At 70.0% G+C, this 13,149-nt stretch carries 11 protein-coding genes and 1 pseudogene; 10 read left to right on the top strand and 2 right to left on the bottom strand.

All coding sequences use genetic code 11. The features are described from left to right. The first annotated feature begins 14 nt into the window (after nucleotides 1–14). The 10 genes from ABTX62_RS12270 to ABTX62_RS12225 all read left to right on the top strand — a co-directional run bounded on the left by ABTX62_RS12270 (nucleotide 15) and on the right by ABTX62_RS12225 (nucleotide 10,963). Nucleotides 15–2,411, top strand: a complete 2,397-nt coding sequence (locus tag ABTX62_RS12270; protein WP_352116087.1) for an ATP-binding cassette domain-containing protein — start codon at nucleotides 15–17, stop codon at nucleotides 2,409–2,411. Between the two features lie 143 nt (nucleotides 2,412–2,554). Beyond that, nucleotides 2,555–2,830 carry a hypothetical protein gene (locus ABTX62_RS12265; protein ID WP_352116086.1) on the top strand — a complete coding sequence of 92 codons (276 nt, stop codon included), beginning with the start codon at nucleotides 2,555–2,557 and terminating at the stop codon, nucleotides 2,828–2,830. Between the two features lie 50 nt (nucleotides 2,831–2,880). After that, the gene (locus ABTX62_RS12260) at nucleotides 2,881–3,117 is read left to right on the top strand and encodes a hypothetical protein (protein WP_352116085.1); all 237 of its coding nucleotides are present in this window, start codon (nucleotides 2,881–2,883) and stop codon (nucleotides 3,115–3,117) included. A gap of 64 nt (nucleotides 3,118–3,181) precedes the next feature. Further along, nucleotides 3,182–3,379 carry a hypothetical protein gene (locus tag ABTX62_RS12255; protein ID WP_352116084.1) on the top strand — a complete coding sequence of 66 codons (198 nt, stop codon included), beginning with the start codon at nucleotides 3,182–3,184 and terminating at the stop codon, nucleotides 3,377–3,379. A gap of 143 nt (nucleotides 3,380–3,522) precedes the next feature. After that, nucleotides 3,523–4,566 carry an NUDIX hydrolase gene (locus tag ABTX62_RS12250; RefSeq protein WP_352116083.1) on the top strand — a complete coding sequence of 348 codons (1,044 nt, stop codon included), beginning with the start codon at nucleotides 3,523–3,525 and terminating at the stop codon, nucleotides 4,564–4,566. A 307-nt stretch (nucleotides 4,567–4,873) separates the two neighbouring features. After that, the gene (locus tag ABTX62_RS12245; RefSeq protein WP_352116082.1) at nucleotides 4,874–5,905 is read left to right on the top strand and encodes an ABC transporter permease; all 1,032 of its coding nucleotides are present in this window, start codon (nucleotides 4,874–4,876) and stop codon (nucleotides 5,903–5,905) included. A gap of 75 nt (nucleotides 5,906–5,980) precedes the next feature. Continuing rightward, entirely contained in the window at nucleotides 5,981–7,657 is a 1,677-nt protein-coding gene (locus tag ABTX62_RS12240) for an ABC transporter substrate-binding protein (protein WP_352116081.1), read from the top strand. A gap of 74 nt (nucleotides 7,658–7,731) precedes the next feature. Next, a complete protein-coding gene (locus ABTX62_RS12235; protein WP_352116080.1) occupies nucleotides 7,732–8,724 on the top strand; it encodes an ABC transporter permease in 993 nt (330 codons plus the stop codon). 26 nt (nucleotides 8,725–8,750) lie between these two features. Further along, nucleotides 8,751–9,851 (top strand): ABC transporter ATP-binding protein, encoded by a 1,101-nt coding sequence (locus tag ABTX62_RS12230; protein ID WP_352116079.1) that lies wholly within the window; start codon nucleotides 8,751–8,753, stop codon nucleotides 9,849–9,851. A gap of 26 nt (nucleotides 9,852–9,877) precedes the next feature. Beyond that, nucleotides 9,878–10,963: an ABC transporter ATP-binding protein gene (locus tag ABTX62_RS12225; protein WP_352116078.1), complete on the top strand. Its 1,086-nt coding sequence runs from the start codon at nucleotides 9,878–9,880 to the stop codon at nucleotides 10,961–10,963. Nucleotides 10,964–11,096: 133 nt separating this feature from the next. Here the strand turns inward: ABTX62_RS12225 and ABTX62_RS12220 are convergent. Further along, nucleotides 11,097–11,602 (bottom strand): annotated as a pseudogene (locus ABTX62_RS12220) (MBL fold metallo-hydrolase); the annotation flags it as partial. A 60-nt stretch (nucleotides 11,603–11,662) separates the two neighbouring features. Next, nucleotides 11,663–13,018, bottom strand: coding sequence for a dipeptidase (locus tag ABTX62_RS12215; protein ID WP_352116077.1), 1,356 nt, complete (start codon nucleotides 13,016–13,018; stop codon nucleotides 11,663–11,665). Between the last annotated feature and the right edge of the window lie 131 nt (nucleotides 13,019–13,149).

Below are 13,149 nucleotides of genomic sequence, written 5' to 3'. Positions count from 1 at the left end.
CAGATGGAGACACCATGAGCAAGGCCACGACGACGACGGACAGACGGCCGGCAGGGCCGCACGTCGCCGACAGCCATGACGTGATCCGCGTGCACGGCGCACGCGAGAACAACCTCAGGGACGTCAGCATCGAGATCCCCAAGCGCCGGCTCACGGTGTTCACAGGCGTCTCCGGCTCGGGCAAGAGCTCGCTGGTGTTCGACACGATCGCGGCGGAGTCGCAGCGCCTGATCAACGAGACCTACAGCGCCTTCCTGCAGGGGTTCATGCCGAACCTGGCCCGGCCCGAGGTCGACGTGCTGGACGGGCTGACGACCGCGATCGCCGTCGACCAGCAGCGCATGGGCTCCGATCCCCGCTCCACCGTGGGCACCGCCACCGACGCCAACACGATGCTGCGGATCCTCTTCAGCCGGCTCGGCACACCGCACATCGGCCCGCCCGGCGCGTTCTCCTTCAACACCGCCTCGGTGTCGGCGAGCGGTGGGTTCACGGTGGACCGCGGTGCCGAGAAGACCAGGACCGAGAAGGTGTCCTTCAGTCGCACCGGCGGCATGTGCACGCACTGCGAGGGCCGGGGCAGGGTTTCCGACATCGACCTCACCCAGCTCTACGACGACTCCAAATCGCTGTCCGAGGACCCGTTCACGATTCCCACCTACACCGGCGGCGGCTGGGTGGTGCGGGTCATCGCCGAGTCGGGCTTCTTCGACAAGGACAAGCCGATCCGCGCGTACACCAAGAAGGAGCGGCACGACTTCCTGTACCGCGAGCCGACCAAGGTCAAGGTCAACGGTGTCAACCTCACCTACGAGGGGCTGATCCCGAAGATCCGGAAGACCTTCCTGTCCAAGGACCGTGAGTCGATGCAGCCGCACATCCGCGCCTTCGTGGACCGGGCGGTCACCTTCACCCGGTGTCCCGAGTGCGACGGCACCCGGCTCAGCGAGCTCGCGCGCTCCTCCAGGATCGGCACAGTCAACATCGCCGACGCCTGCGCGATGGAGATCCGCGACCTGGCGGAGTGGGTGCGGGGGCTGGAGGAGCCGTCGGTGGCGCCGCTGCTTGCCAAGCTCCAGCACACCCTCGACTCGTTCGTGGAGATCGGTCTCGGCTACCTCTCGCTCGACCGGGCGTCGGGCACGCTCTCCGGTGGCGAGGCGCAGCGCACCAAGATGATCCGCCACCTCGGGTCCTCGCTCACCGACGTCACCTACGTCTTCGACGAGCCGTCCATCGGCCTGCACCCCCATGACATCCAGCGGATGAACAACCTGCTCCTGCGCCTGCGCGACAAGGGCAACACGGTGCTGGTCGTGGAGCACAAGCCGGAGACGATCGCCATCGCCGACCACGTCGTGGACCTCGGTCCCGGCGCGGGCACGGCGGGCGGCACCGTCTGCTTCGAGGGAACCCTGGAGGGGCTGCGGGGCAGCGGTACCGTCACCGGCCGTCACCTCGACGACCGGGCCAAGATCAAGGCGGCCGTCCGCGAGCCGACCGGCGCGCTGGAGATCCGGGGCGCCTCGGCGAACAACCTGCGAAGCGTCGACGTCGACATCCCGCTCGGGGTGCTCACGGTCATCACGGGCGTCGCCGGCTCCGGCAAGAGCTCCCTGGTGCACGGCTCGATCCCGGCCGACGAGGGCGTGGTGGCCATCGACCAGACCCCGATCCGCGGTTCCCGGCGCAGCAACCCGGCGACGTACACCGGGCTGGCCGACCCGATCCGCAAGGCCTTCGCCAAGGCCAACGGGGTGAAGCCGGCCCTGTTCAGCGCCAACTCCGAGGGAGCCTGCCCCACCTGCAACGGGGCCGGTGTCATCTACACCGATCTGGCGATCATGCAGAGCGTCGCCACGCCGTGCGAGGAGTGCGAGGGCAGGCGGTTCGACGCGTCGGTGCTGGAGTACTGCCTCGGCGGCCGCGACATCAGCGAGGTGCTGGCCATGCCGGTGACCGAGGCGGAGGAGTTCTTCGGCGGCGGCGAGGCCCGCACCCCGGCCGCTCACAAGATCCTGGAGCGGCTCGCCGACGTGGGGCTCGGCTACCTCACGCTGGGCCAGCCGCTCACCACGCTGTCCGGCGGCGAGCGGCAGCGGCTCAAGCTGGCCACGCACATGGGCGAGAAGGGCGGCGTGTACGTCCTCGACGAGCCGACCACCGGCCTCCACCTCGCGGACGTGGAGCAGTTGCTGGGCCTGCTCGACCGGCTGGTGGACTCCGGCAAGTCGGTCATCGTGATCGAGCACCACCAGGCGGTCATGGCGCACGCCGACTGGATCATCGACCTGGGCCCCGGCGCGGGCCACGACGGCGGCCGGATCGTCTACGAGGGCACCCCGGCCGACCTCGTCGAGTCCCGCTCCACGCTGACCGGGGAGCACCTGGCGGCCTACGTGGGTGCCTGACGAAGACGCTCCGGGCCGTGAGGCGGGCGCTCCCGTGCTCGCCTCACGGCCTCCATGTCGGGCAAACGGTGCGAGCAGGGAGAATATCGACCGCTGTCGCGCGCACGCCGTCTCCTGCCGTCCTCCATGGATCGGAGCCGCTGATGATCATCATGAAGATGCACGAGACGGGTGTCCGCAGCGAGCGCGCCTGCCCGGCCGGCCTGGCCTCCATCGGCCTCGGCGTCGTCGCCTGGGACGGCTCCCTGAAGGGGGAGGCCGGTACCGGCCTCGCCCGCGAAGACCGCCGGGGCATCTTCGTGGGCGATTGGGCCCCCACCTTCTTCGGGCTCGGCCTCGCCCTGTCGCACTACGAGCAGCACGACGGCAGCCTCACCGCCGACGTCCACGAGTTCCGGCCCACGCGCAAGGCGGGCTGAACGGCCCAGCCCGGCGCGCGGCGGGAGCACTTCCCGTCCACCCTGGTGCCATGGCGTCCGTGAAACCCGTCGTGGTCTACCCGCCCGCCGCGGACGGCGGCCGTCGGGTCCGTGTGGACGCCCAGTTCCTCGGCATCGCCTACGGACCGATCGATGTGGCCGAGTTCCTGCGGCGGGCCGGTATCGAGGACGCGGACGAGGCGTACGTGGCGGCCACGGGGCTCATCGAGTGGCGCGGCGGCGGCCCCGAGGCGTGGGCGGCCGACCGGGACGGGGACACCGCCTGAAGCGCCGTCGCCCGGTCGTAGGAGGCTGCGTGACCCCGCGGCGGGTCCGGCCGTTGAGCCGGGCATGAAGAAGCGCAGCATGCTCGCCATCGCCTCCCTCGCCACCGGCTTCGTCGTCGCGGCGGTCACCCCGTCCCACGCCCTCGGGGACGGTCTGGGCACCCTGAGCGTCGACGAGACCCTCAAGACCCTCGACGAGACCGTCGCCAAGGAAAGCCTGTCCCTGGACCGGGAGGACGGCGCCCAGCACAAGAAGGGCTGACGGCCCCACGGTTCGCGGCCACGGCGCCGGCACTCCCGCCAGAGGGGGCGCCGGCGCCGTCGTCATGCGCCCTCAACTGCGGCTGGTTTCCGTGGCAGGGTGGAACGGGCAAGCCTCAGGGGGCCAACAGAAGAGGGGGACCTGTGACCGTCGTCTGGATCAACGGCGCGTTCGGTGCGGGGAAGACCACCACCGCACGGGAGCTGATCGACCTGATCCCGAACAGCACACTCTTCGACCCGGAGGTCATCGGCGGCACGCTCGCCCACCTGCTGCCGCCCAAACGCCTCGCCGAGGCCGGCGACTTCCGGGACCTGCCCATCTGGCGACGGCTCGTGATCGACACGGCGGCCGCGATGCTCGCCGAACTCGGCGGAACCCTCGTCGTCCCCATGACCCTGCTGCGCCAGGAGTACCGCGACGAGATCTTCGGCGGGCTGGCCGCGCGCAGGATTCCGGTCAGCCACATCCTGCTCGCACCGGCTGAAACGATACTGCGGGAACGCATAGCGGGCCGCGAGGTTCCGGGGGACCTGCCCGAGGACGAGATACGAATACGCCAGTGGTCCTTCGACCACATCGAGCCGTACCGGGCCGCACTCGCCTCCTGGCTCACCGCCGACGCCCACCCGGTCGACAACAGCGACCTCACGCCGTACCAGACGGCCGTCCGGATCGCCGACGCCGTCACCAGCGGTTCCGTGCCCGCCTGCGACATCGTGCAGACGCCGGAGCCCACCGCCGAGACACTCGCCGCCGGAGTGCTCCTCTTCGACGAGCGGGACCGGGTGCTGCTCGTCGACCCCACGTACAAGGCCGGCTGGGAGTTCCCCGGCGGCGTCGTCGAACCCGGGGAGGCACCCGCGCGCGCCGGGATGCGCGAGGTCGCCGAGGAGACCGGCATCAGCCTCGACGAGGTGCCCGGCCTGCTCGTCGTCGACTGGGAGCGCCCCGTGCCCCCCGGGTTCGGCGGTCTGCGGCTGCTCTTCGACGGCGGCCTCCTCCATTCCGCGCAGGCCGGCCGGCTGCTGCTGCCGGGTCCGGAGCTGCGCGCCTGGCGGTTCGTCACCGAGGAGGAGGCGGCAGGCCTGCTGCCCCCGGTGCGCTACGAGCGGCTGCGCTGGGCCCTGCGGGCCCGTGAGCGCGGAGCGGCCTTCTACCTGGAGGCCGGGGTTCCCGTCGGCTGACGGCGGGCGCCGTACGCGTGCTCTTTACCCGGCACGGGAAATTCCGAGGGAAAAGCGAGAGGAAACGACGGCGGAGCCACGGCCAATCCCTGCCCAAGGAACTCCCCTCGGACCTTCACGCGCCGGGTAATCGCGTTCCCCGCTCTCGTCAACACTTCACCATGTCCGCAAACACTCCCTTTTCTCGCCCCTGCGCGGCTTGACCGGACTCGCACGCCATTGCGAAAGTCCGCAGAGTCTCACGGCGGAAGCAATGACCGCCACCCCCATTTCCTTGCCCCAGGGGCAGATCCGGGATGTCCGTACGATGACCACGCAACACCAGCCGGTCGACACCGGCGGCGGCACCGCGCTGCACGCCGAGCCGTCGACGCAGGACTCCAGACCCGGCGGCACGGAAGTCGCCGGCCGCTCACCGGCCCGGATGGCCTGGCGGCGGATCAGGCGGGACAAGGTCACCACGGTGGCCCTGGCGGCCACCCTCCTGTTCATCTCGATCGCCCTCCTCGCACCGGTCCTCACCGCGCTGACCGGCTGGGGACCGATCACCCCCGACAACCGGGCGATCGACCCGGACACGGGCAACTTCCCCTACGGATCGCTGGGCGGCATCAGCGCCCAGCACCTGCTCGGCGTCGAACCGGGCACCGGCTACGACCTGTTCGCCCGGATCGTCTACGGCCTGCGCACCTCCCTCTACGTGGGATTCGCCTCGGCGCTGCTGTCCACAGCCGTCGGCGTCGTCGCAGGGCTCGCCGCCGGCTACTTCGGCGGCTGGGTCGACTCCCTGCTCTCCCGGATCATGGACGTGATGCTGGCGTTCCCGCAGCTGCTGTTCATCATCGCGCTCACCCCGGTGATCCAGAACGCGCTGCAGACCAACAGCCACGGCGGCACCGACGAGAACCTCCGGCTGCTCGTCCTGGTCCTCAACATCGCCGTCTTCGCCTGGGCGTACACCGCCCGCCTGGTGCGGGGACAGGTACTGTCCCTGCGCGAGCGGGAGTTCGTCGACGCCGCGCGGCTGATGAGTGCCGGCCGGCGGCACATCCTCTTCCGGCAGCTGCTGCCCAACCTGTGGGCGCCGATCCTGATCTCCTTCGCGCTCGCCGTCCCGCAGAACATCACCACCGAGGCGGCCCTGTCGTACCTGGGCGTGGGTGTCATCCCGCCCAACCCCGACTGGGGGTCGCTGCTGTCGGACGCCTCCCAGTTCTTCCTCCAGGACCCGATGTACCTCTTCGTGCCCGGCGTCCTGCTCCTCCTCCTGGTCCTGGCGCTCAACCTGCTCGGGGACGGCGTCCGGGACGCCCTGGATCCCCGCGCCCGCCGCGGCTGACGAACCACCCCCCGAGTCTCGGCACGGCGGTCCCACCAACGGCCGCCGACCCGTAGCAAGAACGGAGTTTCCTCAATGACGCGCAGCACGCGCAGATCCCGCACGGTCGCTCTCGCGGCAACCGCCGTCGCGATCGCCCTCGGAACCACCGCCTGTGGAGGGTCCTCCGGCAGCAGCGCCAGCGGCTCCCCGTCCAAGGGCGGCACGCTGACGATCCTCGACGACGCCGACTTCAACCACATCGACCCTCAGCGGACCTACACCACAGAGGGTTCGAGCATGGACTACGAGCTCGTGCGCACCCTCACCGGCTGGGACGAGACGGGGCCCCAGCCCAAGCTGGTCGGCGATCTGGCGACCGACACCGGAACGGCCACCAAGGGCGCGACCGTGTGGACGTTCCACCTGCGCCACGGCGTCAAGTGGCAGGACGGCTCCGAGGTCACCGCCCAGGACGTCAAGTACGGCGTCGAGCGGGCCTTCTCCCCGGACATCAACGGCGGTCCGCCGTACGCCAGTCAGTGGCTGGTCGGCGGCGGCTCCTACAAGGGCCCGTACCAAGGCAAGCAACTGGCCTCGATTGGGACACCGGACAAGTACACGCTCGTCTTCCATCTCAACCAGCCCGTCGCCGACTTCAACGAGACGACGGCCATGACCGGCTGGTCTGCGGTGCCCAAGGCCCACGACACCGGCGCCACGTACGACACGCATGTCTGGTCCGACGGGCCCTACATGATCAAGTCGTACACCAAGAACAAGGAAATGGTCCTCGTCCGGAACAAGAACTGGAGCCGGTCGACCGACCCGATCCGCCAGCAGAACCTCGACGAGATCGACGCGAAGTTCGGGCAGGACCAGGCTGCCATCGATCAGCAGATCAAGTCCGACGGCGGCTCCGCGCAGACCGCGATCACGCAGACCCCGATCGCCGGCTCCGACCTGACGACGATGGCGGGCGACCCGTCGCTGAAGTCGCGCTACTACAAGATCCCGGCCCCGGGCATCAACTACATGGCGATCAACATGAACCGGGTCAAGGACCTCAAGGTCCGTCAGGCCATCGAGTACGCCGTCGACAAGACGACCGTACGCGGAGCCTTCGGCGGTTCGGCCTACGGCGGCTACGCCACCACGATGCTCGCCCCCGGCATCGACGGGCACAAGGACTTCAACCTCTACAGCAGCAACCCCGCCGGTGACCTCACCAAGGCCAAGGCCCTGATGAAGCAGGCCGGCGACCCCAAGCCGACGATGTCCCTCGCGGTGGAGAACATCCCCACGCACGAGCACTTCGCCGACGCCGTGAAGACCGCGCTCGCGAAGATCGGCATCACGGTGAACATCACCCCGATCGACAAGAACAACTACTTCAGCACCGTCGACAACGTGAAGAACCAGTACGACCTGACCTGGGGCGACTGGATCGCGGACTGGCCGAACGCCTCCACCGTGCTGCCCACCCTCTTCGACGGGCGCCAGATCAAGAAGCTCCCGCAGTCCAACAACGACCTCTCGTACCTGAACGACCCGAAGGTCAACGCGCAGATCGACAGGATCGGCAGGATGACCGACATCAAGCAGCGCAACGCCGCCTACGGGGCCCTGGACCAGCAGATCCTGAAGGACGCCGCCGTCGTCCCGCTGATGTACATGAACTTCAGCGAGGTGAGCGGCTCGAAGGTCGGCGGGGTCATCAACGACTCGATCATGGCCGAACCCAGCCTGGTGCACGCCTACATCAAGCAGTGACGCATCCCCTCTGAACCCCGCCGGCGGCCCCGGCCGCCGGCGGGCATCCCCCTCACGTCAGGTCCCGGCACCCCATGTTTCGTTACCTCATCAGACGCCTGCTGGCAGCGGCCGTGATCATGCTGGTGATCACCACGATCACCTTCTTCATCTTCTTCGCGCTGCCGTCCGACCCCGCGCTCCTGGCCTGTGGCAAGACCTGCTCGCCCTCCCGTCTCGCGGAGATCAAGCACTCGCTGGGCCTGGACCAGAGCTACCTGACGCAGTACTGGGAGTTCGTCAAGGGGCTGGTCGCGGGCCGTGACTACGGCGACCAGAGCGTGCGCGTGCACTGCGGCGCGCCCTGCCTCGGCATCTCCTTCCAGACCGACACCCCCGTCCTGACCACCCTGCTCCAGGACTTCCCGGCGGACCTCTCCCTCGGCCTCGGCGCCGCGGTGGCGTTTCTCGTCCTGGGCGTGGGCCTCGGCACCGTCGCGGCGGTGCACAGGGGCCGGGCCGCCGACAAGGCGGCGGTCGGACTCGCCCTGTTCGGCGTGTCGGTGCAGATCTACTTCGTCGGCCTGCTCCTGCTGTACCTCTTCGTCGACACGTTCCAGATATTGCCGACCTCCGGCTACACGCCGATCACGGAGGACCCGGCCGGCTGGTTCCAGGGGCTGATCCTGCCCTGGAGCACCCTGGTCATCGTCTACCTCGCGATGTACACCCGGCTCACCCGCTCCTCCATGCTGGAGGTCTTCGCGGAGGACTACATGCGCACCGCCCGCGCCAAGGGCCTGCCCGCCGCCACCGTCGTCCTCAAGCACGGTCTGCGGGCCGCCATCACCCCGATCATCACCATCTTCGGCATGGACGTCGGCTCACTGATCGGCGGCTCCGCGGTCATCACCGAGTCGGTGTTCGGCATCAACGGCATCGGCAAGCTCGCGGTCGACTCCGTCCAGAACTCCGACCTGCCGGTCATCCTCGGCACCACGCTCTTCGCCGCGACGTTCGTCGTCCTCGCCAACGTCGTCGTCGACCTGGTGTACGGCCTCGTCGACCCGCGCGTGCGCCTCGCCTGAGCCCTTCTTCGTCCTTAGGAACACCCGTGCCCGTATCGACCTCACCGCAGCCCGCGGATGTCGCCCCCGCGTCCGCCCCCTTCCTCGACGTACGCGACCTGAGGGTGGCCTTCCCGACCGAGGACGGCCTCGTCAAGTCCGTCGACGGCGTCTCCTTCACCCTGGAGAAGGGCAGGACCCTCGGCATCGTCGGCGAGTCCGGCTCCGGCAAGTCGGTGACCTCACTGGCCCTGCTGGGACTGCACAAGGGCACCCGCGCCCGGGTCTCCGGCGAGATCTGGCTGGAGGGCAGGGAACTCGTCGCCCTGCCCGAGGCCGACATGCGCGCACTGCGCGGCCGCACGGTCTCCATGATCTTCCAGGATCCGCTGTCCGCGCTGCACCCCTTCTTCACCGTCGGCTCACAGATCGCCGAGGCCTACCGGGTGCATCACAAGGTCTCCAAGAAGGAGGCCGGGGACCGCGCGGTGGAGATGCTGAAGCGGGTCGGCATCCCGCAGCCCGAGCGCCGGGTCCGGGACTACCCGCACCAGTTCTCCGGCGGCATGCGCCAGCGCGCCATGATCGCCATGTCGCTGGTGTGCGACCCGGCCCTGCTCATCGCCGACGAGCCCACCACCGCCCTGGACGTCACCGTCCAGGCGCAGATCCTGGACCTGATCCGCGACCTCCAGCAGGAGTTCGGCTCCGCCGTCGTCATCATCACGCACGACCTCGGCGTGGTCGCCGACGTCGCCGACGACATCCTGGTGATGTACGGCGGCCGGCGCATCGAGTACGGCACCACCCGCGACGTGCTCGGACAGCCACAACACCCCTACACCTGGGGCCTGTTGCAGTCGATGCCGCATCTCAGCGGGGACGTCGGCCAACGGCTCGACCCGATCCCCGGCAACCCGCCGAGCCTGATCAACCTGCCGGACGGCTGCTCCTTCCACCCGCGCTGCGCCTACAAGGGCTGGGTCCCGCAGGGCCGTTGCACGACGGCACGGCCCGAGCTGCGCCAGGTCCCCGGCAGCGAACGGCACCTCGCCGCGTGCCACCTCGGCGACGAGGCCAAGCAGGAGATCCGCGGCGGGACCGGTCCGGACGACCGCGGCGCCGCGACCGCACGGACCGCACCGTGACGGCGGCGGACGAAAGGGAGCATGCCGTGAGCACCACCGAGCCCCCCACCGGGCACAGCACCGACCGCCCGGCCGGCGAGAACCTCCTGGAGGTACGCGGTCTGCAGAAGCACTTCCCCATCCGTCAGGGCATCATCCTGCAACGGCAGGTCGGGGCCGTCCGGGCCGTCGACGGCATCGACTTCTCCGTCGGGCCGGGCGAGTCGCTGGGCCTGGTCGGAGAGTCCGGCTGCGGCAAGTCGACCACGGGCCGGCTGATCACCCGGCTGCTCGAACCCACCGGCGGCTCCGTCGTCTTCGACGGCGAGGACATCACGCACCGGCCACCCGGGCGGATGCGAGAGGCCCGGCGCAACCTCCAGATGATCTTCCAGGACCCGTACTCGTCGCTGAACCCCCGGCACACCGTCGGCACCATCGTCGAGACGCCGATGCGGCTCAACGGCATCAACCCGCCGCAGGGGCACAAGAAACGCGCCCAGGAACTCCTGGAGACGGTCGGGCTCAATCCCGAGCACTACAACCGCTACCCGAACGAGTTCTCCGGCGGTCAGCGCCAGCGCATCGGCATCGCCCGCGCGCTCGCCCTGCGGCCGAAGCTGATCGTGGCCGACGAACCCGTCTCCGCTCTGGACGTCTCCATCCAGGCGCAGGTCGTCAACCTGCTCCAGGACCTCCAGCGGGAGTTCGGCATCGCCTTCGTCTTCATCGCCCACGACCTCGCCGTCGTACGGCACTTCTCCGAGCGGGTCGCCGTGATGTACCTCGGCAAGATCGTGGAGGTCGCCGAGCGCGAGTCGCTCTACACCCGGCCTCGGCACCCCTACACGCACGCACTGCTGTCGGCCGTCCCCGAGGCAGACCCGGACGCCGTCGAGCGGCGCGAACGCATCCGGCTGGCCGGGGACGTGCCCTCCCCGATCGACCCGCCCTCGGGCTGCCGCTTCCGCACCCGCTGCTGGAAGGCGCGGGAGAAGTGCGCCCTGGAGGAACCGCGGCTGGTGCACGTCGAGGGCAGCCCCTCGGGCCATCTGACCGCCTGCCACTTTCCCGAGGAGCCGTCCGTCACGGCGCGCGAGGAGGACATCGTCCTGGACCCGGCTCTCGGCTAGTGTGCTGCGCCGGAAATCCTGAGGGTTGGTCCTGCTCTGTTTTCTGGCCGGTGGTTCCGACCTTGGCGAGGTAGTCGGCGAGTAGGTTGAGGATCTCGTCGGCTGTCTCGGTCCAGGTGAAGGGCCGGGGCGCCCCGTGCCGCGGGAGACGGAGCGCGACGCTGCCGTTCGTGTGCCCCGGCACGTGCACGACGTGTGCCCCGCCGCCGATGTCCAGCACCTCGCCGCCGCACACCTCGGTGACCTCCCGGGGCCGGGCGGGGGCGCCCTGGGGCACAGCCTCAGCGCCTGCTCGTGCAGGGGCCGCTCCCAGTCCTCGAACAACGGCTCGGGGCCCCGGACGTCGCCGCGTACGGCGGGCGCGTCCAGCCGGTGGGCCAGCACCTCGGCGCCGCTGAGCGCGGCGAACTCGGCCGCTCCGCCCGCGTGGTCCTCGTGGAAGTGGGTGAGCACGATGCGCCGCACGTCCCGGGGATGCCGGCCGAGGACGGTCACCGCCTCGGCGATCGGGGCACCGGAGCCGGCCGGGCCGGCGTCGACCAGCGTCAGTTCGCCGCCGTCGCGCCAGCGGTAGGCCTGGCCGACCGGGAAGCGCAAGCGCAGCAGGTGCAGTCGGGGGGACAGCTCGATGACGTCCATGCGACGACCCCAGGAAGGCCCCCGTCCGGGGACGAGGGCCTTCTGCTGCGGGCAGAGCGGTCAGTTCGCCGCGTAGGTGCGCAGGAACAGCGCCTCCGCCACCGACAGACGCTCCAGTTCCTCGGGACAGACGCTCTCGTTCACCGCGTGGATCTGGGCCTCCGGCTCGCTCAGCCCGATGAGCAGGATCTCCGCTCGCGGGTAGAGGGCGGCCAGCGTGTTGCACAGCGGGATGGAGCCGCCCTGTCCCGCGTACTGCATGTCCTGCCCGGGGTAGGCCACCGCCATCGCGTCCGCCATGGCCCGGTACGCCGGGCTGGTGGTGTCGGCGCTGAAGGGCTGGCCCTGGCCGATCTGCTCGCAGCCGATCCGTGCGCCCCACGGCGTATGTGCCTCCAGGTGCGCCTGGAGCAGCTTGGTCGCCTCACCCGCGTCCACGCCCGGCGGCACCCGCAGGCTGATCAGCGCCCGGGCACGGGCCTGCACGGACGGGGTGGCCCCGACCACGGGCGGGCAGTCGATGCCGATGACCGTGACGGCCGGCCGTGCCCAGATGCGGTCGGCGACCGTCCCGGACCCGATCAGCTCGACGCCGTCCAGGACCTTGGCGTCCTGGCGGAACTGCTCCTCCTCGTACTGCAACCCCTCCCAGGCCGCGTCACCCGAGAGCCCCTCGACGGTCGTCGAACCGTCCTCGGCGCGCAGCGAGTCCAGCACGCGGATGAGGGCGGCCAGCGCGTCGGGCGCGGCACCGCCGAACTGGCCCGAGTGCAGATTGCCCGCGAGCGTGTCGACCTGGAGGCGCACCATGGTCATGCCGCGCAGGGTGGAGGTGACGGTCGGCAGGCCGACGCGGAAGTTGCCCGCGTCGCCGATCACGATGGTGTCCGCCTCCAGCAGGCCGGGGTGTTGTTCGGCGTACTGCTCCAGGCCGCCCGTGCCCATCTCCTCCGAACCCTCGGCGATCACCTTCACATGAACGGGAACGCCGCCGTTCGCCTTCAGCGCCCGCAGCGCCAGCAGGTGCATGATCAGCCCGCCCTTGCAGTCGGCGGCCCCGCGCCCGTACCAGCGCCCGTCCCGCTCGGTCAGCTCGAAGGGCGGGGTCGTCCAGGCAGCCTCGTCCAGCGGCGGCTGCACGTCGTAGTGGGCGTAGAGCAGAACGGTCTTCGCGCCCGCCGGCCCGGGCAGGAAGCCGTAGACCGACTGCGTGCCGTCGGGGGTGTCGAGCAGGGCCACGTCCTCGAACCCCTCGGCGGTGAGCGCGTCGGCGATCCAGCGGGCGGCGCCCTCGGACTCGCTCCTCGGGAACTGGTCGAAGTCCGCCACCGACCGGAAGGCCACCAGTTCGGTGAGTTCTTCCTTCGCCCTGGGCATCAGCGAGGCGACGGTTTCGGCGACCGGATTCGACGGCATGGGCACGCTCCTCGTGGGTGCGACGTTGTACGGATGCGTACGTCTCGGTACGCGGTGATCGTGTGGTGCGGGCACGGCCCCGTGTAAGGGCCACCCACGTCGCCGATCCTCCCACAGCGGCCTGCGGTGAC

Source organism: Streptomyces sp. NPDC096046 (assembly GCF_040303285.1).
GTDB lineage: Bacteria > Actinomycetota > Actinomycetes > Streptomycetales > Streptomycetaceae > Streptomyces.
The sequence above is the reverse complement of the archived record's forward strand: the minus strand, read 5'-3'. Positions and strand labels throughout refer to the sequence as shown.